Annotated in this window: 20 protein-coding genes; 16 read left to right on the top strand and 4 right to left on the bottom strand. The window is 71.2% G+C overall.

The genetic code is table 11. The features are described 5' to 3' along the window. Positions 1-159: 159 nt before the first annotated feature. The 3 genes from glnA (at position 160) to OHA58_RS26110 (ending at position 3,538) form a co-directional block, all read left to right on the top strand. Positions 160-1,569 carry a type I glutamate--ammonia ligase gene (glnA, locus tag OHA58_RS26120; RefSeq protein ID WP_366118885.1) on the top strand — a complete coding sequence of 470 codons (1,410 nt, stop codon included), beginning with the start codon at positions 160-162 and terminating at the stop codon, positions 1,567-1,569. A 578-nt stretch (positions 1,570-2,147) separates the two neighbouring features. Beyond that, complete coding sequence (locus tag OHA58_RS26115; RefSeq protein WP_405481759.1) at positions 2,148-2,891, top strand: CAP domain-containing protein; 744 nt, start codon at positions 2,148-2,150, stop codon at positions 2,889-2,891. A gap of 122 nt (positions 2,892-3,013) precedes the next feature. Next, the gene (locus tag OHA58_RS26110) at positions 3,014-3,538 is read left to right on the top strand and encodes a DUF1269 domain-containing protein (RefSeq protein WP_405481758.1); all 525 of its coding nucleotides are present in this window, start codon (positions 3,014-3,016) and stop codon (positions 3,536-3,538) included. Between the two features lie 62 nt (positions 3,539-3,600). On the opposite strand, the gene OHA58_RS26105 is transcribed toward OHA58_RS26110, so the two are convergent. Together OHA58_RS26105 and OHA58_RS26100 are read right to left on the bottom strand one after the other, a co-directional pair. After that, positions 3,601-4,941, bottom strand: a complete 1,341-nt coding sequence (locus OHA58_RS26105; RefSeq protein ID WP_405481757.1) for a DUF2252 domain-containing protein — start codon at positions 4,939-4,941, stop codon at positions 3,601-3,603. A gap of 37 nt (positions 4,942-4,978) precedes the next feature. Beyond that, on the bottom strand, positions 4,979-5,461 hold the full coding sequence (locus OHA58_RS26100; RefSeq protein WP_405481756.1) for a hypothetical protein: 483 nt from the start codon (positions 5,459-5,461) through the stop codon (positions 4,979-4,981). 151 nt (positions 5,462-5,612) lie between these two features. Between OHA58_RS26100 and OHA58_RS26095 the strand changes: the two genes are divergently transcribed. After that, positions 5,613-6,809 carry a winged helix DNA-binding domain-containing protein gene (locus OHA58_RS26095; RefSeq protein WP_405481755.1) on the top strand — a complete coding sequence of 399 codons (1,197 nt, stop codon included), beginning with the start codon at positions 5,613-5,615 and terminating at the stop codon, positions 6,807-6,809. 61 nt (positions 6,810-6,870) lie between these two features. Here the strand turns inward: OHA58_RS26095 and OHA58_RS26090 are convergent, their stop codons facing one another. Then, positions 6,871-7,149: a hypothetical protein gene (locus OHA58_RS26090; protein ID WP_405481753.1), complete on the bottom strand. Its 279-nt coding sequence runs from the start codon at positions 7,147-7,149 to the stop codon at positions 6,871-6,873. Between the two features lie 133 nt (positions 7,150-7,282). Between OHA58_RS26090 and OHA58_RS26085 the strand changes: the two genes are divergently transcribed. From OHA58_RS26085 to OHA58_RS26045, 9 genes are all read left to right on the top strand, one after another. Further along, on the top strand, positions 7,283-7,645 hold the full coding sequence (locus tag OHA58_RS26085; RefSeq protein WP_405481752.1) for an arsenate reductase family protein: 363 nt from the start codon (positions 7,283-7,285) through the stop codon (positions 7,643-7,645). Positions 7,646-7,789: 144 nt separating this feature from the next. Further along, the gene (locus tag OHA58_RS26080) at positions 7,790-8,524 is read left to right on the top strand and encodes a hypothetical protein (RefSeq protein ID WP_405481751.1); all 735 of its coding nucleotides are present in this window, start codon (positions 7,790-7,792) and stop codon (positions 8,522-8,524) included. Between the two features lie 225 nt (positions 8,525-8,749). Then, entirely contained in the window at positions 8,750-9,781 is a 1,032-nt protein-coding gene (gene glnII / locus OHA58_RS26075; RefSeq protein WP_405481750.1) for a glutamine synthetase, read from the top strand. Between the two features lie 55 nt (positions 9,782-9,836). Then, positions 9,837-10,061, top strand: coding sequence for a hypothetical protein (locus tag OHA58_RS26070; RefSeq protein ID WP_405485190.1), 225 nt, complete (start codon positions 9,837-9,839; stop codon positions 10,059-10,061). Positions 10,062-10,168: 107 nt separating this feature from the next. Continuing rightward, positions 10,169-10,840 (top strand): winged helix-turn-helix domain-containing protein, encoded by a 672-nt coding sequence (locus tag OHA58_RS26065; protein WP_405481748.1) that lies wholly within the window; start codon positions 10,169-10,171, stop codon positions 10,838-10,840. Between the two features lie 140 nt (positions 10,841-10,980). Continuing rightward, positions 10,981-11,979, top strand: a complete 999-nt coding sequence (locus tag OHA58_RS26060; RefSeq protein WP_405481747.1) for an NAD-dependent epimerase/dehydratase family protein — start codon at positions 10,981-10,983, stop codon at positions 11,977-11,979. Between the two features lie 149 nt (positions 11,980-12,128). Next, complete coding sequence (locus tag OHA58_RS26055; protein WP_405481745.1) at positions 12,129-13,418, top strand: sensor histidine kinase; 1,290 nt, start codon at positions 12,129-12,131, stop codon at positions 13,416-13,418. Beyond that, entirely contained in the window at positions 13,403-14,053 is a 651-nt protein-coding gene (locus OHA58_RS26050; protein WP_405481743.1) for a LuxR C-terminal-related transcriptional regulator, read from the top strand. The genes OHA58_RS26055 and OHA58_RS26050 overlap by 16 nt, the downstream gene beginning before the upstream one ends. Positions 14,054-14,119: 66 nt before the next feature. Further along, positions 14,120-15,631 carry a DUF1996 domain-containing protein gene (locus OHA58_RS26045; RefSeq protein ID WP_405481742.1) on the top strand — a complete coding sequence of 504 codons (1,512 nt, stop codon included), beginning with the start codon at positions 14,120-14,122 and terminating at the stop codon, positions 15,629-15,631. A 30-nt stretch (positions 15,632-15,661) separates the two neighbouring features. On the opposite strand, the gene OHA58_RS26040 is transcribed toward OHA58_RS26045, so the two are convergent. Continuing rightward, a complete protein-coding gene (locus tag OHA58_RS26040) occupies positions 15,662-16,123 on the bottom strand; it encodes a hypothetical protein (protein ID WP_405481741.1) in 462 nt (153 codons plus the stop codon). A gap of 114 nt (positions 16,124-16,237) precedes the next feature. Between OHA58_RS26040 and OHA58_RS26035 the strand changes: the two genes are divergently transcribed. From OHA58_RS26035 to OHA58_RS26025, 3 genes are all read left to right on the top strand, one after another. Next, positions 16,238-19,339: an alpha-N-acetylglucosaminidase gene (locus OHA58_RS26035; RefSeq protein ID WP_405481739.1), complete on the top strand. Its 3,102-nt coding sequence runs from the start codon at positions 16,238-16,240 to the stop codon at positions 19,337-19,339. 76 nt (positions 19,340-19,415) lie between these two features. Continuing rightward, positions 19,416-20,216: a tyrosine-protein phosphatase gene (locus OHA58_RS26030; protein WP_405481738.1), complete on the top strand. Its 801-nt coding sequence runs from the start codon at positions 19,416-19,418 to the stop codon at positions 20,214-20,216. 74 nt (positions 20,217-20,290) lie between these two features. Then, positions 20,291-20,803 carry a tetratricopeptide repeat protein gene (locus OHA58_RS26025; protein WP_405481737.1) on the top strand — a complete coding sequence of 171 codons (513 nt, stop codon included), beginning with the start codon at positions 20,291-20,293 and terminating at the stop codon, positions 20,801-20,803. Positions 20,804-20,839 lie beyond the last annotated feature (36 nt).

Here is a 20,839-nt window from a genome sequence, read left to right as displayed (position 1 = left end):
CCCGCTCCGGCCCCCGGCCCGGTTAACTTCGGCGAAACAAATGGGTCATGCTTGAGAAATCCCCCGTCCCTATGGTCGGGTCCCAGCGTGTGCCACCGCACTGGCCGCACCACCGAGCTGCAACCCCGCCCCTCCCCGGGTGGGAGTAGGAGGAGTTGGATGTTCCAGAACGCCGATGACGCCAAGAAGTTCATCGCGGACGAGGACGTCAAGTTCGTCGACGTCCGGTTCTGCGACCTGCCGGGTGTGATGCAGCACTTCACGGTGCCGGCCGCGGCGTTCGACCCCACCGAGGAGCTGGCCTTCGACGGATCCTCGATCCGTGGCTTCCAGGCCATCCACGAGTCCGACATGGCGCTCCGCGCCGACCTGACCACCGCGCGCATCGACCCCTTCCGCCGCGACAAGACGGTCAACATCAACTTCTTCATCCACGACCCGATCACGGGCGAGCAGTACTCCCGTGACCCGCGCAACGTCGCGAAGAAGGCCGAGGCGTACCTGGCCTCGACCGGCATCGCCGACACCGCGTACTTCGGCCCCGAGGCCGAGTTCTACGTCTTCGACTCGGTCCGCTTCGAGACCTCCGCGAACCGCTCGATCTACGAGATCGACTCCGAGGCCGGCGCCTGGAACACCGGTTCGGAAGAGAACAACCGCGGCTACAAGGTCCGCTACAAGGGCGGTTACTTCCCGACCCCGCCGGTCGACCACTTCGCCGACCTGCGCGCGGAGATCTCCCTCGAGCTGGACAAGAACGGCCTCCAGGTCGAGCGCCAGCACCACGAGGTCGGCACCGCCGGCCAGGCGGAGATCAACTACAAGTTCAACACGCTGCTCGCCGCGGCCGACGACCTGATGCTCTTCAAGTACATCGTGAAGAACGTCGCCTGGCGCAACGGCAAGACCGCGACCTTCATGCCGAAGCCGATCTTCGGCGACAACGGCTCGGGCATGCACGTCCACCAGTCCCTGTGGGCCAACGGCGACCCGCTGTTCTACGACGAGCAGGGCTACGCCGGCCTCTCGGACATGGCGCGCTACTACATCGGCGGCATCCTGAAGCACGCCCCGTCGCTGCTCGCCTTCACGAACCCGACGGTGAACTCGTACCACCGCCTGGTCCCGGGCTTCGAGGCGCCGGTCAACATGGTCTACTCGCAGCGCAACCGCTCCGCCGCGATGCGCATCCCGATCACGGGCTCGAACCCGAAGGCCAAGCGCGTCGAGTTCCGCGCGCCGGACCCGTCCTCGAACCCGTACCTCGCCTTCTCGGCCCTCCTGATGGCCGGCCTCGACGGCGTGAAGAACAAGATCGAGCCGGCCGAGCCGATCGACAAGGACCTGTACGAGCTGGCTCCCGAGGAGCACGCGAACGTCCAGCAGGTCCCGACCTCGCTCCCCGCGGTCCTCGACGCCCTCGAGGCGGACCACGAGTACCTTCTGGCCGGCGGTGTCTTCACCCCCGACCTGATCGAGACGTGGATCGACTACAAGCGCACGAACGAGATCGCCCCGATCCAGCTCCGCCCGCACCCGCACGAGTTCGAGCTGTACTTCGACATCTAAGAACGCCACAGGCCGGAGCGGATTCCGCTCGCCTGGGACGTCTGTAGGCCGTCGGCCGTGTTCTTCCACCCCTGGAAGGCACGGCCGGCGGCCTTTTCCGTGGGGGCTGATCAGGCTGCGAGACCGAAGGCTGCGCCTGCGCCTCCGGCGGCATGGCGAGGCCGGCGCACCCGTCGTTCCGTGACATCAGCCACACAGACTTTTGGCTCTCAGGTCGTCGAATAGTAGATCGAGGCTTGACGGCATGGTGCGTTTTATCCGTCTTGATGCAGACACTCCCCGAGCCGGATCGAGCGGTGTTCGGCCCGCTCAACACTTCCGCCCGTTCGGCTGGCGAGCAACGGCTTCTGACGGACCGACGGATTCCTTCGCGGCCCGGAGAGCCGGAACAGCACGGCTGCGCGCCCGTTTCAAGCGCCGTCCGCGGCTACGAGCCGAGGTAGTACCGCCGCGTGTTGCCGCGCCCCGACACCAGTTCCAAGAATGTCGGCCGCAAGGCGTCTCCGCGGCCCTGGTGCAGGAACTGGGCAGAGTCGGATCCCCTGGGGGCGCTCCGCGATCACCGAGCGAGGTCATGCATGAGTAAGCACCGCAGGAAGTCGTACCGGCGGCCGATAGCCATGGCGGTCATCGCCGCAGGAGCCGTGGGTGTGCCCTCCGTGGCCATCGCCTGCATGCAGACTCAGGGTGATGCGAGCGGTCGCCCCTCCGGCCACAGGGAGAACGTGAGCTCCCACCAGCGGTGGACGGGCTCGCCCTCGGGGCACGAGCCGACTGCGGGAGCGTCGAAGAGCCCCACTGCGACTCCCAGCGCAACGCGGACCACCGCGTCCCCCAGCGCACCGCGGACCACCGCGACTCCCCGCGCACCGCGAACCACTGCCACTCCCCGCGCACCGCGGACCACCGCGGCTCCCAGCGCACCTGCCACGACCGCACCGGCATCCGGGTACGCGGCTCGCGTACTGGCTCTCGTCAACAACGAGCGCAGCAAGGCCGGATGCTCTCCGCTGACCATGAACGCGAAGCTGACCAAGGCCGCTCAGGACCACAGCCAGGACATGGCATCCCACCGGAACATGTCCCACACGGGCTCCGACGGGTCGTCGCCCGACGACCGGATCACGCGTGCCGGTTACAGCTGGAGCTCCTACGGCGAGAACGTCGCCTACGGCTACTCCACGCCCGAGAAGGTCATGGCCGGCTGGATGTCCAGCCCGGGCCACAAGCGCAACATCCTCGACTGCTCGTTCAAGGAGATCGGCATCGGCCTCGCGCAGCCCAACAGCTACTGGACCCAGGACTTCGGCACGGCCCGATAGGGATCCCGCGGGGACCGTCGCCTCCCGTCGCCTCCTTCCGGAGGGGCGGGACTTCGTTCTGCGCGCTGTCACGAACGCTCATAAACTCGGGCGAAGTTGCACAGACTTCCGAGGAGTGCCGTATGAGCAATCTGTTCGTCGTCGCCTACAACGACCTCGCCACGGCCAATCAGGTGCGCGAGAAAATGCTCGAGCTGTCCAAGCAGCACCTCGTCGAGCTCGAGGACATCGTGGTCGTCGAGCGGCGCGAGGACGGGAAGATCAAGCTGCATCAGGCCGTGAACTACACGGCGACGGGTGCAGCGGGCGGGGCGTTGTGGGGCGGTGTCATCGGGCTGCTCTTCCTCGTGCCGCTGCTCGGTGCGGCCGTCGGTGCCGCGGCCGGGGCCGCCGGGGGTGCCGCGACCGACACCGGCATCAACGACGACTTCATGAAGGACCTGAGCCAGAACCTGCAGCCCGGCGCCGCCGCGCTGTTCGTCCTGGTGAAGCAGGCCTCCCCGGACAAGGTCATCCCCGAGATCGCGACGTTCGGCGGTCAGCTCGTCCAGACCTCGCTGAGCAACGAGGAGGAGGAGCATCTGCGGGCGGCCCTGGAAGCGGCCCGGGGTGGCGCGGCAGCGCAGGAGGCCCCGCAGGGGGCCTGAGACATCCGTACGGTCCTGTGGGGTGCGGCCGTTCCCGTCCGGGAGCGGCCGTACCGGCGTTCTCAGACGCCCGGTGCCACCGTGATCAGGCCCTCCGACGCCGCCCTGCGCAGGGCCGTGTGGTCGGTGGCGTTCTGGTCGGTGTAGCGCAGCGCGAAGTCGGCCACGGCGTGGTCGAAGGTGTCGGCGCGGCCGAGGTAGCCGGAGATGGCGATGCGGTCGCCGGAGCGGGCGTGGGCGCGGGCCAGGGTGTTGCCGCACAGTTCGGCGTAGAAGCGCAGTTCGTCCGGGCCCATGCCGCCGACGTCGGCGGAGCCCTTCATGTCGCGCAGCTGGCGCCAGTAGAAGGCGCGGCCCTGGGGGCCGGTCATCCAGCCCAGGAAGATGTCACCGGTGGCCTGGAGCAGGCGCTGGCCGGCGACGATGCGGTGGCCCGGGTGGACGTAGGGGCCGTGCGGCAGGTGTTCCTCTATGACGGACCGGGTGGCCTCCTTGATCTGGAGGAACAGGGGGTCGTCGGCGTCGCGCCCTTCGAGCAGCACGATGAAGCAGCGGGTGCCGACGCTGCCGACGCCGACGACCTTGCGGGCGGCATCGACGAAGTGGTAGCGGTCGAGGAGGCGGCGGCGTTCCTCGGCGAGGGTGGAGCGGTAGTCGCCGAACAGTTTGCGCACCGTGGCCGTGTCGGGGGTGCTCGCCGGTTCGAGGAGCGGCGGGTCGTTGATGATGCGGCGGCGCCCGTCGACGACCTCGGTGAGTTTGCCGAGCGCGTGGAGGCTGGTGCGGCGGGTGGCGTGGGCGAGGGTCGCCTGGACGCGGCGGCGGTTGCGGCCGGAGCGGATGAGGGGCAGCAGCTGGTGCGCGTCGATGTGCTCGTACCAGACGGCGAGTTCGCCCATCCCGGCGAGCCGGCGCATCGTCGTGCGGTACGCGGCCGCGGCGGCGCGGGCCGATCTGACGGCCTGGGCGTCGGTGTGCCCGTTGTCGCGGGCTGCGACGGCCACGCTCGCGGCCAGCCGTTTCACGTCCCATTCGAAGGGGCCCGGGCTGGTCTCGTCGAAGTCGGTGACGTCGAAGAGCAGGGACCGTTCCGGGGACGCGAAGAGGCCGAAGTTCAACAGGTGGGCGTCGCCGCAGAGTTGGACCGTGAGGCCGGTGGCGCGCTGGGTGGCCAGGTCGCCGGTCATGACGGCGGCGGCGCCGCGCAGGAACGCGAACGGGGAGGCCGCCATCCGTCCGTACCGGATGGGCAGCAGTTCCGCGACGCGGTCGGCCGCCTGCCGTTCCAGTACGACGACGGGGTCGGCGCGGTCGGCGGCGGGGATCCACGCACCGTGCGAGGAGCGTGAGGCGCGCTTGCGGGCCGCCCTGCCCAGGGCGGCCCTGGCCTGGGGAGTGGTCATGCCGCACCGTCCGCGTGGCCTGCGGAGCCGGTCACGGCTAGTGCCGCAGCGCTCGGCCGACGTCCGCTTTCACGTCGCCGGTGAGGTTGCGGTTGCTGCGGGCCGTCGCCTTCTTGGACTTGCCCTTGTCCACGTCGTCGACCGTGACCACGACCGTGTCGAGAAGATTGCCGCTGCTGTCGCGGAAGTTGACCTGTACCGCGTACGAGGCCTGGGATCCGGAGCTGTTGGTGGCGGTGACGGGGACCGTCAGCCGGTCGCCGTCCTTCGTCACGTCGCCCAGCGCGATGTCGCCCTTGGCGTTCACGCCGCCCTTGATGCGGTCCAGTTCTTCCTGGGCCTTCGCCGTGGCCGAGGCGACGACGTCACCGCCCCGGGACGCCGCGGACGACGCGGCGGACGCGGCCTTGGACACCGCGTCGGAAGGGCTGGTGTCGCTGTCCGAGCACCCGGCCGCCACGAGCAGCACCGCCGCCACGAGCAGTCCGGCTGCCGCTCCCCGTATGCCACGTCCCGACATCACGCCTCCCGCTGCCAGTTCCGCTCACCCGTCACCTCAGTCAAGGCGGCCGGGGCCCGGGCGGCATGCCGGGTACGGCAAACAGGTGAATGCGCTCCCGGGCCCAGGCAGGATGGGGGGCACGGTCGGCGAACAGTCCTGGGAGGACCTCGTGAGTGGTGGGCGGCGGCACATCGGGGCGCCGGAGCGGCGGGCCAGGCTCGCGGCCGGGCAGCGGCTCGCGCCCGCCGCGCGGGCGGGGTCCGCCGAGGAGGTCGCCGGGTCGCTCGTGGCGCTGCACGGCACGGACCCGGCCACCGTGTACCTGGCGGTGGGCGCGCGCCTCAGAGACCCCTCGAAGACCGTCGCCGATGTCGAGCGCGCCCTGTATACGGACCGCTCCCTGGTGCGGATGCACGGCATGCGGCACACGGTGTTCGTGTTCCCCGCCGCGCTCACGGCCGTGGTGCACGCGTCGACGGGTGTGGCGGTCGCCGCGCGGGAGCGCGCCTCCTTCGTCAGGCATCTGGAGGCGGGCAGCGAGCACGACGCGGCGTGGCTCGCGGACGTCGAGGCGGGCACTCTGGCGGCGATCGGGGCGCGCGGTGAGGCGACCGCGGCCGAACTCGCCCAGGACGAGCCCCGGTTGCGTACGCAGCTGCTGTACGCGCCGGGCAAGAAGTACGAGGCGTGGCAGTCGATCTCGACGCGGCTGCTGCGGGTGCTCGGCATGGAGGGGCGCGTCGTGCGCGGGCGGCCCCGCGGGTCGTGGACGTCCAGCCAGTTCAGGTGGGCGCTCACGCCCGCGCATCCCGAACTCCCCGCGGCCGAGGCCCAGTCGGAACTCCTTCGGCACTGGCTCGGCTCGTGCGGTCCGGCCACGGAGGCCGATCTGAAGTGGTGGACGGGATGGAAGGTCACCGACGTACGCAGGGCGCTCACGGCCGTCGGGGCCGTCGAGGTGGAGCTGGACGAGGGGGCCGGGTTCGTGCTCCCCGACGCCGTCGAGCCGGTGACCGCCGACGCGGAGCCGTGGGCGGCCCTGCTCCCCGGGCTCGACCCGAGTGCGATGGGCTGGCAGCAGCGCGACTGGTATCTGCCGCCGGAGCTGCGGGCGCCGCTCTTCGACGGGGCGGGCAACATCGGGCCCACCGTGTGGTGGGACGGGCGGATCGCCGGCGGATGGGCTCAGGGCAAGGACGGCGTCGTCCGGTGGCGGCTGCTCGCGGACGTGGGCCGGGACGCCGCGGCCGCCGTCGAGGCGGAGGCCGCGCGGCTCCAGGAGTGGGTGGGCGAGGCGAGGGTCACTCCCCGCTTCCGCACGCCTCTGGAGAAGGAGCTGGCGGGACCGGATCCAGCGAAGAAGTGAGTGAACTGCCGTGCACCGCCCGCCCGTTGAGGGACACACGGGCGGGCGGTGCACCTGGCCGTCAGCGGCTGTAGCGCATCAGCGCGCGCACCATGTGGCAGGTGACGTCCGACGGCGGATGGATACCGACGCGCTCCGCCGTGCTCCGTATCGTCCGGTTGTGGGCCTGGTTCGGAAGGTAGACGCCCGAGTCGAGCAGGGCGATCGCGAGGCGCATGGCCTTGAGGCGGCGGTTGTGCGTGATGTACCAGTCACGCGGCCGTCCCGCGGGCAGGGCCTTCTTGTCGAGTGGCTTGCCGGGCAGGTCGATCAGCATCGGTGCGGCAGCGGGCACAGACATCCTCCTGTCGCGGGAGGGAGACCTTCCGAGGCCCTCCGCGGCCCCGGACGCTCCCTCGAACACTGCTTCAATTCTACTGCCGGGCACTGACAATAGCCGCTGGCCACAAGGCCTTTCCCGTACCTTTGACCCCATGGAAATCTGGATCAACCCCGCCTGTTCGAAGTGCCGCAGCGCGCTCTCCCTGCTCGACGCGGAAGGCGCCGACTACACGGTGCGGCGCTACCTGGAGGACGTGCCGTCCGAGGACGACATCCGCGCCGTTCTGGAGCGGCTCGGGCTCGAGCCGTGGGACATCACGCGGACGCAGGAGGCCGACGCGAAGGAGCTCGGCCTGAAGGACTGGGCGCGGGAAGCGGGTTCGCGCGACCGGTGGATCGCGGCGCTCTCCGCGCACCCGAAGCTCATCCAGCGGCCGATCATCACGGCGGAGGACGGTACGGCCGTGGTGGCGCGCAGCGAGGACGCGGTCCGGGACGCGCTCGGACGCCACTGAGCCGCGACGGGCTCACCCCATGGGCCCAACTTGCCTGTGACGTAGGTTACTTGAGCTCCCCTTGGGTCAGTTGAGTTCCGCCCTCCAGTTACCCGTACGTAACGGTGCGCGCACCGACGTTCGTAACGACGACAGGAGGCGGACATGTCCCGCAGGAGAAGGATGGGCCCCCGGAAGAAGGCCGCACTCGCGGTGAGCGCGGCCCTCGTCGCCGGAGGCGCGGCGTTCGCGCTCGCGAGTACGGGCAATGCGGCGCCGGTCGCGCAGAACGCCCAGGTCTGCCAGGGCCTGGAGACCGCGATCGCCAACAACCAGAAGTTCATCGACGGACAGCGGGCCGCCCCGGACGCGCAGTCCGAGGCCCGCATCGCCAACCGGGAAGCGGTCATCGCCGAGATCCGGCGCAAGGAGGCGGCGTCCGGCTGCGAGGCCGGGGACGGAGCCGGGGCGCAGGCCGGGGCCGGGGCCGGTGCTGATGACGCGGCCGGAGCCGGGGCGCAGGCCGGGGGCGGAGCCGATGACGCGGCCGGCGGCATGGAGACCGTGACGGCCGCACCGCCGGACACCGTCACTGCCGAGCCCGAGCCCGATCCCGCTGACGCCGCCGGTGGCGCCGGAGGGGACGGCGCCGGTGAGCAGGTCTGTGCCGGTTCGACCGTCACGCTGTCCGGTGAGGGCGGCGCGCCCGCCGCGTCCAGCGGGCAGTTTCCGGCCGGGACGAAGCTCAAGGTCACCAACCTGGACAACGGCAAGTCCACGTCCGTCGAGGTCACCTCCGTCTCCGGGAGCTGTGTCCTGCTGAACAACTCGGCGTTCGAGCAGGTTCGCGAACCGGGCAAATTCCTCATCCGCAACGCACGTATAGAGAAGGTGGGCTGACGCCACAGGCCTACGGCCCCGGCCCGCGCGCGTGCCCCCATGACGTGCGCGGGCCGGGGCCGTCCGGCGAAACGTGACTCCAGCCACAAAGGGCCCGGGTAACACGGGGTTCACATACGGGCAACGGACGGGAAATCGCCTGTTGACAGTCTGCGGAGCAGCACACCGAGGCGCCGCACCCGCACATGACTGCGCCGTACAGACCCACCCGAAGGATGTGGCCCCGTGACGTTCAAGGCTGAGTACATCTGGATCGACGGCACCCAGCCGACGGCCAAGCTCCGTTCGAAGACGAAGATAATCGCGGGTTCCGCGCCGGCGCTCGAAGAGCTGCCGATCTGGGGTTTCGACGGTTCGAGCACCAGCCAGGCCAAGGGTCACGCCTCCGACCGTGTGCTTCGCCCCGTCGCCTCCTACCCGGACCCGATCCGCGGCGGCGACGACATCCTCGTCCTGTGCGAGGTCCTGAACATCGACATGACGCCGCACGAGTCCAACACGCGTGCCGCGCTCGCCGAGGTCGCGGAGCAGTTCGCCGCGCAGGAGTCGATCTTCGGTATCGAGCAGGAGTACACGTTCTTCGAGGGCGAGCGCCCGCTCGGCTTCCCCGTGGGCGGCTTCCCGGCCGCGCAGGGCGGCTACTACTGCGGCGTCGGCGCGGACGAGATCTTCGGCCGTGACGTCGTCGAGGCGCACCTGGACAACTGCCTCAAGGCGGGTCTCGGGATCTCCGGCATCAACGCCGAGGTCATGCCCGGCCAGTGGGAGTTCCAGGTCGGCCCGCTCGCCCCGCTCGAGGTCTCCGACCAGCTGTGGGTGGCCCGTTGGCTGCTGTACCGCACCGCCGAGGACTTCAACATCTCCGCGACCCTCGACCCGAAGCCGGTCAAGGGCGACTGGAACGGCGCGGGCGCGCACACCAACTTCTCCACGAAGGCGATGCGCGAGGGGTACGAGGCGATCATCACCGCGTGCGAGTCGCTCGGCGAGGGCTCGAAGCCGATGGACCACGTCAAGAACTACGGCGCGGGCATCGACGACCGTCTGACGGGTCTGCACGAGACCGCCCCGTGGAACGAGTACAGCTACGGCGTCTCCGACCGCGGCGCCTCGGTCCGCATCCCGTGGCAGGTCGAGAAGGACGGCAAGGGCTACATCGAGGACCGCCGTCCGAACGCGAACGTCGACCCGTACGTCGTGACGCGGCTCATCGTCGACACCTGCTGCACCGCTCTGGAGAAGGCCGGTCAGGTCTGATCCGCGGCACCTGCTTCCCGAAGGGCGCCCACCGGTCCGGTGGGCGCCCTTCGCGCTGCCTGCCCGGAGAGCGGCCCAGAACGTCAAGTTCACGCCAAGGTGCCGTCCGACCGGTGAGAGGGGGGTCCTGCCCCGCGAGCCCGTCTGCTTCAATGGAGCCATGGCCAGCTTCCAGAACACCGCGACGGGTCGCCACGACCTCGAGCCCTTCTGGCCTTCCCGTCAGCACCATGACTTCGACCGGGTGTGTTGCCGCGCGGAGAACGCGCAGGCCCTCTAAAGCCGACTCACCCCGGCGTTCGGCCCGCGCGCACGACGTAGGTCCTTCTGCGGCCTCGCAGTTCTCGACGATCTCGATGACTCCTCGCGCGAAAGAGTTGACCACTCATGGCGAACACCCGTTCCTTCTCCACCGCTTCCTCCGTGACCGCCGCCCCCTCCCCCGCCGTCTCCGGCCGCCACCGTCTGCGCGCCGTCGACCGGGACGAGGATTGGGGCCTCCCCCGCTCGAACGCAGTTGAGAGCTTGGGGAACGATGTCGCGGACTTCCTGCCGCCGGGCGCGACCTGGCTGCCCGCTCCCCCGCACACCCTGCCCACGCTCCCCGGCCGGCCGCCGATGATCGGCTACCTGGTGCTCGTACCCGCGGACCAGCAGCCGCTACTCCCGGTGCCCGACGAGCCCGGTCCTCGGCCCGAAGCCGCGTCGCAGAACAGCGGCATCAGCACCGGCACCGGCACCGGCACCGGCACCAACGCCGACGCCGACGCCCTCGTCAGCATCGACGGCGGGCAGCGCACCGCGTGGGTCGACGGGCGCCAACTCGACCTGACGTACCTGGAGTTCGAGCTGCTCGCGCACCTCGTCGCGCATCCGCACCGGGTGCACACCCGCGACCAGCTCGTGACCACGGTGTGGGGCTACGGGCACGTGGGCGACGGACGGACGGTCGACGTCCATGTCGCGCGGCTGCGGCGCAAGCTCGGGGCCGAGCACCGTCAGGTGATCCAGACGGTGCGGCGGGTGGGGTACAAGTACGCCCCGCCGGCGACGCGGTGACCGACGGGCCGTGACCGACGGGCGGGGTAGGTGCCGTCCTCCGGCCTCCCCAGGCCTCCTCCGGCCACCCCAGGCCGAATCGTTCTCCCACGGGCAGAAACCGATTCCCTGACGCGCCGCGAGCGGGCAGAGTCACCGGCATGAGACTTCTGGTGCTGGGTGGTTCGGAATTCGTGGGGCGCGCCGTGGTGGAAGCCGCGGTCGCCCGGTCCTGGGACGTGACGGTGTTCCATCGCGGGCGGCACGCGGCGCCCGAAGGGGTGCGGTCCCTGCACGGGGACCGCACCGCGGACGGCGGGCTCGCCGCGCTCGCGCAGAGCGAGGGCGAGTGGGACGTCGTCGTCGACACCTGGGCCGCGGCGCCCCGCGTGGTCCGCGACTCCGCCCGGCTGCTCGCGGGGCGTGCGGGCCGCTACGTATACGTGTCGAGCTCGTCCGTGTACGAGTGGGCGCCCCCGCCCGGCTACACCGAGGACGCCCCGGTCGTCGCCGGTGCCTCGCCCGACGCGGAGCAGACGGACTACGCGCGGGACAAGCGGGGCGGCGAGCTCGCGGCGGTCGACGCGTTCGGCGCGGACCGCTCCCTGCTGGTGCGGTGCGGTCTGATCCTCGGGCCGTACGAGAACATCGGCCGGCTCCCGTGGTGGCTGGCCCGGATGGCGCGGGGCGGCCCCGTACTCGCCCCCGGCCCCCGCGAACTGCCGCTCCAGTACATCGACGTGCGCGACCTCGCCACCTGGGTCCTCGACGCGGCGCAGGCCGGACTGAGCGGCCCGTACACCCTGATCAGCCCCTCCGGGCACACCACCATGGGAGGGCTGCTCGACGCCTGCGTCCGGGTCACCGGGGGTGACGCCGACCTGCGCTGGACCGCTCCCGAGGTGATCACCGCGGCCGGGATCGAGCCGTGGATGCAGCTGCCGGTGTGGGTGCCGCCGGGCGGTGACATGCATGCCGCGCTGCACAGCGCCGACGTGGCGAAGGCGGTCGCGGCGGGGCTTCGGTGCCGGCCCGTCGAGGAGACCGTCGCCGACACCTGGGCCTGGCTGGAGTCCATCGGCGGGACGGCCCCGCAGCGCCCGGACCGGCCGGCCCTCGGCCTCGACCCGGCGACGGAGGCCAAGGTCCTGGAGGCCTGAAGCCTGAGGTGCCTGGGGTGCCTGAGGTGCCTGGGGTGCCTGGGGGTGGTGCCAGATACACCCCCGGACGGGTGCCCGGCCCCATGCCCCGTACGGCCCCGGCCGGGGAGACTGGGGGCGTACGGGTCGGGCGGTGGACGGAGAGCGGGATGGACGCGTCGGGTGCGGACGGCGGGCGGGCGCACCGCGCCCTGGTGGCAGGGGCGCGTGGCCTCGTGCTGGCGGTGGCGGGGTTCGCCGGGTCGCTCACCCTCTTCGTCCTGTCCGTCCTTTCGATCGTGTTCATCGTCCTGGGTGTCGGTGTGCTCACCACGCCCGCGGTGCTCTCCCTGGTCAGGTCCTGGGCGAACAGGCGGCGCGTCCTCGCCGCCGAGTGGTACGGGATCCGCGTCCCGGCGCTGTACCGGCCCTTCCCCGCCGATGCGCGGACCGGGCTCGTCGGGCAGGCGGAGCGCTGCCGCCTGATGCTCGGCGACCCGGCGACATGGCGGGACCTGCTGTGGCTGCCCGTCGACATGACGGCCGGGTTCGCGACCGCGCTCCTGCCGGCCGCGGTCATCTTCTATCCGCTGGAGGGGTACGCCCTCGCGGCGGGCCTGTGGCGCGTCTTCACGGACGGCACGCATGTCGGCTGGTGGTACGGGTTCGTACCCATCAGCGGCCAGGGCTCCGCGTTCCTGGCGGCCGGCCTCGCCACCGCGCTCCTCGTGGCCGGCTACTTCACGGCCCCGCTCCTGCTGCGTGCCCACTTCCAGCTGACCCGCGCGATCCTCACCCCGGACGAGGGCGAACTGGCCGCCCGCGTCGAGGTGTTGACGCAGACGCGGCGCGACGCGGTCGACACCTCGGCCGCGGAGCTGCGCCGCATCGAGCGCGACCTGCACGACGGTGCGCAGGCCCGTCTCGTCGCCATGGGCATGGACCTCGGCACGATCGAGGCGCTGGTCGAGAAGAATCCGCAGAAGGCCAAGGAACTGCTCGCGCAGGCCCGGAAGTCCTCGGCCGACGCCCTCACCGAGCTGCGTGACCTGGTCCGCGGCATCCATCCGCCGGTCCTCGCCGAGCGCGGCCTCGGTGACGCGGTGAAGGCGCTCGCGCTGCGGCTGCCCGTCACCACCGACGTCGACGTGGACCTGCCGGGCCGCGCCGGGGCGCCCGTCGAGTCGGCGGCGTACTTCGCCGTCAGCGAGGTCCTCACGAACGCCGTCAAGCACTCGGGGGCCGACCGCGTCTGGGTCGACGTGCACCACACCGGGGCGACGGGCATGCTGCGGATCGCCGTCACCGACAACGGGAAGGGCGGCGCGAGCATCGGGGCGGGGTCGGGGCTGAGCGGGGTCGAGCGCCGGCTCGGTACATTCGACGGCGTCCTCGCCGTCAGCTCCCCCGCGGGCGGCCCGACCATGGTGACGATGGAGATTCCTTGCGCGTTGTCCTAGCCGAAGATCTCTTCCTGCTCCGCGACGGTCTGGTGCGGATGCTGGAGGCGTACGACTTCGAGGTCGTCGCGGCCGTCGAGAGCGGGCCCGAACTGACCAAGGCGCTCGCCGAGTTGGAGCCCGACGTCGCCGTCGTCGACGTACGGCTGCCGCCCTCGCACACGGACGAGGGGCTGCAGTGCGCGCTCGCCGCGCGGCGGGCGCGGCCCGGGCTGCCGGTCCTCGTCCTCTCACAGCACGTGGAGCAGCTGTACGCGCGCGAGCTGCTCGCCGACGGGACCGGCGGGATCGGCTATCTGCTCAAGGACCGGGTGTTCGACGCGGACCAGTTCATCGACGCGGTGCGCCGGGTCGCCGCGGGCGGGACCGCGATGGACCCCCAGGTGATCAAGCAGCTCCTTTCGCGGCGGGCCGCGCAGGCGCCTCTCGGCGGTCTGACACCGCGCGAAATGGAGGTTCTGGAACTCATGGCGCAGGGCCGGTCGAATGCGGCCATCGCGGGCCAACTCGTCGTCACGGAACGGGCGATCGCGAAACACACCTCCAATATCTTTCTGAAGCTGGGACTTCCGGTGTCGGACGACGACAACCGGCGCGTTCTCGCCGTCATCGCCTATCTGGATCAGGGCCGTTGAGAATCCGCCGGGAAATCACCGGCGCTCTCTTTGAACAAGGGACCCTCGTGTTGCGTACGTAGCCCCATGGGACGCACATCACGAAAACGGCGCTCGTCACTCGCGACGCGCATGACGGTCGCGTCGGCCGCACTGCTCCTGGGTGGAGGAGGGCTGGTCGCGGTGAACGTCTACGCGTCCGCCCACGAGGAGAACCCGGCGCAGCGCGGCGACGGAGCGCAGCAGCAACAGCAGCAGGTCGCCACGATCGACTGCCCCGACGTGGGCAACGGGCTGTCCGACGTGCCGGACGCCGCGCGGTCGGAGGTCGACGGCGAACTGGCCACGATGGACAGCCAGATCACCGAGTCGTACCAGCGCCTCGCGGCCTCGCGGGACGCGGCGGCGCGGGACCCCAACTTTGTGCAGAACAGCATTCTGCAGCCGTTGAAGGAGCGGCGTTCGACCCTCATCGACCGGATCAGCCTGGAGATCAGCCGGGCCGGCGGGACGTCGCCCGAGGGCATGAAGGACCTCGCGGCCTGCACGGCCAGGTCGGCCGGCACCGACGGCAGCCCCCCGGCGGGCACGGCCGCGCCGTCCGCCCCCGCGGACGGAGGCCAGCAGGACGGCGGTCAGCAAGGCGACGGCGGTCAGCAGGGGGACGGGCAAGGCGACGGCCAGCAGGGGGACGGCGGTCAGCAGAACGGCAACGGCCCCGACGCCTCCGACTTCGTCGACATCAACTCCGTCCAGCCCAACGTCAAGACGCCGCGCAACCAGCGCGCCGCCTCCCGCGGCACGTTCACCACGAAATGCGGGCGGAACGAGAACGGCAAGTTCAATCCCGACAACGTCATCGTGGCGCCCGGCGTGAGCAATGGCGCGCACCATATGCACGACTACGTGGGAAATCAGGCGAACGACGCCTTCGCCAGTGACGACGATCTTGCGAATGGCGACACGAGCTGTCGTAATCAGGGTGACAAGTCGACCTATTACTGGCCTGTTCTGCGCCTCCAGAACGGAAAGGACGAGAACGACGCGCAGGCCGACGGCGGCGGCAAGGACCAGAATGTCGGCGAGATCCAGACCCCTGCCTCGGTCACGCTGAAGTTCGTCGGAAATCCGGCCGGCAAGGTCGTCGCCATGCCGCGGTTCCTGCGCATCATCACAGGTGACGCCAAGGCCTTCACCAACGGCGACGCGAACGCGAACGCGTCCTGGAGCTGCACCGGCTTCGAGGACCGCCAGCTGAAGGACAAGTACCCGATCTGCCCGGAGGGCAGCAAGGTCGTGCGGTCGTTCAAGTTCCAGAGCTGCTGGGACGGGCGCAACACCGACAGCGCCAACCACCGAACGCACGTCGCCTTCGCCGACCCCAACAGCGGCGCCTGCCCGCAGGGCTTCCAGGCGATCCCGCAGCTGCAGCAGCGCATCGTGTACGACGTCCCGCCCGGCCCCGGCTTCGCCGTCGACTCGTTCCCCGAGCAGCTGCACAAGCCCGTGACCGACCACGGCGACTTCATCAACGTCTTCGACGACGGCCTGATGCAACGCGTCGCGAGCTGCATCAACCGGGGTCAGCGCTGTACCTGACGGCCTGACCCCCCGTCGACTGCTGCGCGGTCAGCTCGCGCGGTGACCGTAGTGCCCGGAGTGCCCGTCCTCCTCGTGACCCCCACCACCGCTACTCCCCGTGTGGTGCGAGGAGGACTTCTCCACGGTCCCGCCGAGCCGGCCGCGCAGCGCTGTGACCGCCTTGTCGTCGCCGACCGCGATCCAGCGGCGGCCGACCAGATACGTGCCGCCGTAGTCGTCGGCCTGGTCGAGCCACTCGGCCTGGCCGCGGTCGGTGGCGAAGGTCGCGAGGATGTAGCGGTCGGCGCCGTCGCCGCAGGTGGCCTGGCGCAGCTCGTCGGCGTCCGTCTGGATGTCGGGCCTGCATTTCGCCCTGGCCGCGAGCTGTTCCAGGCTGCCGGTCGCGGTCTTCGGCACGGTGTCGCCGTGCGATCCGCAGCCGGTCAGGACCGCCAGCGAGACCATCGCTCCCGTCACCCATATGGGCCGCATGCGTCGCGTCATTCCCATCGTTTCCTTCCGTCCCGTGCGGCGACACGAACTCGCCGGCTCCGTACACACCGTTGAGTGAGGGGGGTCACAGGGTTACCGTGCGCCGCATCATCCGACGCAGGGGGCACACCTATGACCGCACCGTCGCGACGTTCCGTCCTCGGCACCGCTGGTGCCATCGGCCTGGGAGCCGCCGCGGGGTTCCCCGTCACGGCTCACGCCGCCGAGGGCCCTGCCTTCGATACGGCTCCCGTACGCTCCGCACTCAACAGACTGCTCCCCGGACACGCGGACCAGTTCAGCCTCAAACTCCTCTCCCCGCAGGGCGGCGACCGGTTCCGGGTGACCGGCAGCCGGGGAAAGATCGCGGTGTCCGGTACGACACCGGCCGTGCTGCTCACGGGAGTTCACTGGTATCTCAAGTACGTCTGCGGGGCGCACATCGCGTGGAACGGCAGCCAGCTCGACCTGCCGAAGACGCTGCCTGCGCCCCCGCGCCCGCTGGAGAGATCCACCGCGCTCCCCCACCGGTTCGCGCTCAACGACACGAACGACGGCTATACCGCGCCGTACGCCGACTGGCCGTACTGGGAGCGGATGATCGACGTCCTCGCGCTGCACGGCTGCAACGAGGTCCTCGTCATCGCGGGCACCGAGGCCGTGTACGAGCGCGTCCTGAAGGACTTCGGGTACAGCGACGCGGAGTCGCGCGCCTGGCTGCCGGCGCCCACGCACCAGCCGTGGTGGCTCCTGCAGAACCTGTCGGGGTACGGCGGACCGCTCTCGTCCGAACTCATCGCGAAGCGCGTGGAGCTGGGCCGGAAGATCACCGGCAGGCTGCGCGAGCTCGGCATGTCGCCCGTGTTCCCCGGTTACTACGGGCATGTCCCCGACGGCTTCGTGGAACGCAACGGCGGCGACGCGCACGTCGTGCCGCAGGGCACCTGGCACGGCTTCGACCGGCCCGACTGGCTCGACCCGCGCACCCGGTCCTTCGCCGACGTGGCCGCCTCGTTCTACGGGCATCAGCGGGACCTGTTCGGCGCGGCCGGGCACTTCAAGATGGACCTGCTGCACGAGGGCGGCACCGCCGGTGACGTGCCCGTGCCGGACGCGGCGCGCGGCGTGGAGAAGGCCCTCCAGAAGGCGCACCCTGGAGCCACGTGGGTGATTCTCGGCTGGGAGGCCAACCCGCTGCCCGCGCTCATCGACGCGATCGACAAGAAGCGCATGCTGATCGTCGACGGCGTCTCCGACCGCTTCACGACCGTCACCGACCGCGAGAAGGACTGGGGCGGCACGCCGTACGCCTTCGGCACGATCCCGAACTTCGGCGGGCGGACCACCATCGGAGCCCGCGCCCACATCTGGAACGAGAAGTTCTTCGCGTGGCGCGACAAGGCGGGCAGCGCGCTCACCGGCACGGCCTTCATGCCGGAGGGCACCGACCGCGACCCTGCGGCCTTCGAGCTGTTCTCCGAACTGGCGTGGACCGAGCGCAAGGTGGACCGGGCCGCCTGGTTCGCCGGGTACGCCGACTTCCGCTACGGCGGTCAGGACGCGGACGCGCGGGCCGCCTGGCGCGCCCTGCACGACACCGCGTACCAGCACACCGCGGTGGAGCGCAGCGACGCGCACGACTCGCTGTTCTGCGCCCGGCCCGACCTGGCCGCGAACCGGGCCGCCGAGTACGCGCCCCGCGCCCTCACCTACGATCCGGGGCGCTTCGACGCGGCCCTGAGCGGGCTGCTCGGCGTGGCCGGCGGGCTGCGGAGCTCCGCCGCGTACAAGTACGACCTGGTGGACGTGGCGCGGCAGGCGCTCGCGCACCGCTCGCGGCAGTTCCTGCCGCAGCTGCGGGCCGCGTACGCGAGGAAGGACCGGGACACGTTCCGGGCCCTGGCGACGCTGTGGCTGAAGTTGATGCGGCTGTCCGACGACGTGACCGGGACGCATCCGGCGTTCCTGCTCGGGCCGTGGATCGACGACGCGCGGCGGCTCGCGGCGAGCGACGCCGAGCGCGCCGAGTTCGAGCGCACGGCGAAGGTGCTCATCACGGTGTGGGGCGACCGCGCGACGTCCGACCCGGGGAACCTGCACGAGTACGCCAACCGCGAGTGGCACGGCCTGATGTCCGACTTCTACGTGCCGCGCTGGCAGAAGTGGCTGGATGCCCTGGAGGACGCGCTCGCCACGGGGTCGGCGCCCGCGGCCGTCGACTGGTTCGCGTTCGAGGAGCCGTGGACCCGGGAGCGCAAGGACTATCCGCTGCGGCCGATCGGGGACGCGTACAAGACGGCCGCGCGCGTGCGTGACGTGCTCGCGCGGGCGCCCTACCAGGGCTCGCTGACCGTCACCGCCCAGCCGGCCGCGTTCCCTCCCGGCGGGCACGCGCGCGTGGAGGCCGCTTTCCGCAACGTCAACGGGCTGCGGGCGACCGGCCGCGTGGACTTCACCCTGTCGGGCATCGACGCCGCGCCCGAGGGCCCCACGTCCCTGTCGAGCGTGGCGCCCGCGGGCACGGGCAAGGTCCGCTGGCAGGCGAGCGCCCCCGGCACGCCCCTGGACCGGCCGCTGCGTCCCCTGCCGTACGAGCTCTCCGTGCGGTACGGGCCGCAGGGCGAGGACCGGGTGACGTCGGTCCACGCGGGCACGCTCTTCGAGGCCGGGCCGCTCGGCGGCGCCTGGCGGACCGTTACCAACAATGCCGCTGTCTTCGGGCAGTTGGGCGACCGGTATGCGATCGACGGGGCCGGCGCCGACCTGTGGAAGGGGACCACGGAGTTCGGCTCGATGTACCGCGAGGGTGCGTTCGCCGGCGGGTCGTCGGCACAGGTGAAGGTGACGTCGCAGGCCGCCACGGGCGCGTGGGCACGGGCGGGCCTCATCGTCCGCAACTCCCTGGCGACGCCCGGCTCCCCAGGGTTCCTGAACCTGTCCGTGACGCCGTCCAACGGGGTCGTGCTGTCGTACGACACGAACGGGGACGGGACGCTCGACACGTACAAGCGCATCACCGGGATCAAGGCGCCGGTGACTCTGAGGCTGACGCGGTCCGGCGGCTCGTACACGGGTGAGTGCTCGACGGACGACGGGGCGACCTGGCGGACCGTGGCGACCGTGGCGGTGCCGGGGGCGGCGGCGACACAGGACGTGGGGCTCTTCATGACGGCGACGAACGGGGGCGGCGGGGCGCGCGGCACTGTGGCGTTCGACGGCTGGCAGCTCGGGTAGGGCTTGGAGCTGGGCCAGAATGGGCGGGACAAAAGCCGTGTATCCGGTCACGGCTGCGACCTCTGGAGTCCCGCCCATGCCCGCGATCCCCTCCACCACCGTCGCCAACCTCCGTGACCTCGGCGGGATCCCGCTGTCCGGCGGCCGCACCGTACGCCCGGGCCTCGCCCTGCGGTCCGGGCAGCTCGACCGGCTCGACCCCGCCGCCGATCCGGAGTTCTCCGCGCTCGGCATCCGCACGATCGTGGACTTCCGCACGAACGCCGAGCGCGCCTCCTATCCGGACCACGTCCCCGACGGCGTCCATGTCCTGGTCGCTGACGCGCTCGCCGACACGATCGCCCAGACCGGGGCCGCGCCCGCCGCCGCGCGGCTCAAGCAGGTCCTGTCCGACCCGGCGCTCGCCGACGAGAAGCTCGGCGGCGGGCGCGCCGAGGCGCTCTTCGCCGACACCTACCGCGCCCTCGTCTCGACGAAGTCCGCGCAGGCCGCCTACCGCACGCTCCTGACCGAACTCGCCGACCCCGACACGGGTCCGCTGCTCTTCCACTGCACCGCGGGCAAGGACCGCACCGGCTGGGCCGCGACGGTCGTCCTGACGCTCCTCGGCGCGGACGAGGCGGCCCTGGAGGCGGAGTACCTGTCGGTCAACTCGGCGGTACGGGAGGCCTTCGCGCCGCTCGTCGAGGGGTTCACCGCGCAGGGCGGCGACCCTGAGATCGCACTCGCGCTGATCGGCGTACGGGCGTCGTACCTGCAGGCCGCGCAGGACGAGGTGGTGGTGCGGTACGGGGACTTCGAGAGGTACGTGCGCGAGGGGCTCGGGGTGCCGGACGAGGCGGTGGAGCGGATCCGGCAGCGGCTGACGGCCGGGTGACGCGGGGCGCGGGTGGCGCGGGGTCCCGGAGAAACCCCTGTGCCGCGTGGGCGCATCCGTGCCATGGTGACCCGATGAGCAGCGAAGACTGGGAAGCGCGCCTGGCCGCGGCATGGGCGGGCATCGACGGCTACGACGAGTCCACCGCGGGCGACTTCCGCGCCGTCATCGACGACCTCGTCGCCGAGCTGCCGGACGGCAGCCCGGCCGGCCCGTTCGAGCGCGGCAGCGCCTTCGACTCGACCGGCCACTCGGACCGTGCCGTGCCGCTGTACCAGGAGGCCCTGAAGCTCGGCCTGTCCGGCTACCGGGGCCGCCGCGCGAAGATCCAGCTCTCCAGCTCCCTGCGCAACATCGGCCGGCCCGAGGAAGGTGTGGCGCTTCTCACGCCCGAACTCGACGCTCCCTCCGACGAGTTGGACGACGCCGTGCGCGCCACGCTGGCGTTGTGCCTGTCCAGCCTGGGCCGGGACCGCGAGGGCCTGTCGCTCGCACTCGGCGCGCTCGCGCCCCATCTGCCCCGATACCAGAGATCGATGGCGAATTACGCCCGCCTGCTGGTCGAACCGGAGCCGGAGCCGGGGTGACACCGTGAAGTGACCATCCGACGATTCGCTCGTTCA

The organism is Streptomyces sp. NBC_00009, assembly GCF_045040855.1.
Lineage (GTDB): Bacteria > Actinomycetota > Actinomycetes > Streptomycetales > Streptomycetaceae > Streptomyces > Streptomyces aureus.
This window is presented reverse-complemented; position numbering and strand designations above follow the sequence as displayed.

Bases quoted from the DNA above. Each gene is read 5' to 3' on its own strand.
- OHA58_RS26105 (WP_405481757.1), bottom strand. From the start codon at position 4,941: ATGACCACTCCCCAGGCCAGGGCCGCCCTGGGCAGGGCGGCCCGCAAG.
- OHA58_RS26055 (WP_405481745.1), top strand. From the start codon at position 12,129: ATGGACGCGTCGGGTGCGGACGGCGGGCGGGCGCACCGCGCCCTGGTG.
- glnA (WP_366118885.1), top strand. From the start codon at position 160: ATGTTCCAGAACGCCGATGACGCCAAGAAGTTCATCGCGGACGAGGAC.
- OHA58_RS26085 (WP_405481752.1), top strand. From the start codon at position 7,283: ATGGAAATCTGGATCAACCCCGCCTGTTCGAAGTGCCGCAGCGCGCTC.
- OHA58_RS26035 (WP_405481739.1), top strand. From the start codon at position 16,238: ATGACCGCACCGTCGCGACGTTCCGTCCTCGGCACCGCTGGTGCCATC.
- OHA58_RS26030 (WP_405481738.1), top strand. From the start codon at position 19,416: ATGCCCGCGATCCCCTCCACCACCGTCGCCAACCTCCGTGACCTCGGC.
- OHA58_RS26115 (WP_405481759.1), top strand. From the start codon at position 2,148: ATGAGTAAGCACCGCAGGAAGTCGTACCGGCGGCCGATAGCCATGGCG.
- OHA58_RS26045 (WP_405481742.1), top strand. From the start codon at position 14,120: ATGGGACGCACATCACGAAAACGGCGCTCGTCACTCGCGACGCGCATG.
- OHA58_RS26065 (WP_405481748.1), top strand. From the start codon at position 10,169: ATGGCGAACACCCGTTCCTTCTCCACCGCTTCCTCCGTGACCGCCGCC.
- OHA58_RS26090 (WP_405481753.1), bottom strand. From the start codon at position 7,149: ATGTCTGTGCCCGCTGCCGCACCGATGCTGATCGACCTGCCCGGCAAG.
- OHA58_RS26110 (WP_405481758.1), top strand. From the start codon at position 3,014: ATGAGCAATCTGTTCGTCGTCGCCTACAACGACCTCGCCACGGCCAAT.
- OHA58_RS26100 (WP_405481756.1), bottom strand. From the start codon at position 5,461: ATGTCGGGACGTGGCATACGGGGAGCGGCAGCCGGACTGCTCGTGGCG.
- OHA58_RS26025 (WP_405481737.1), top strand. From the start codon at position 20,291: ATGAGCAGCGAAGACTGGGAAGCGCGCCTGGCCGCGGCATGGGCGGGC.
- OHA58_RS26080 (WP_405481751.1), top strand. From the start codon at position 7,790: ATGTCCCGCAGGAGAAGGATGGGCCCCCGGAAGAAGGCCGCACTCGCG.
- OHA58_RS26040 (WP_405481741.1), bottom strand. From the start codon at position 16,123: ATGGGAATGACGCGACGCATGCGGCCCATATGGGTGACGGGAGCGATG.
- OHA58_RS26060 (WP_405481747.1), top strand. From the start codon at position 10,981: ATGAGACTTCTGGTGCTGGGTGGTTCGGAATTCGTGGGGCGCGCCGTG.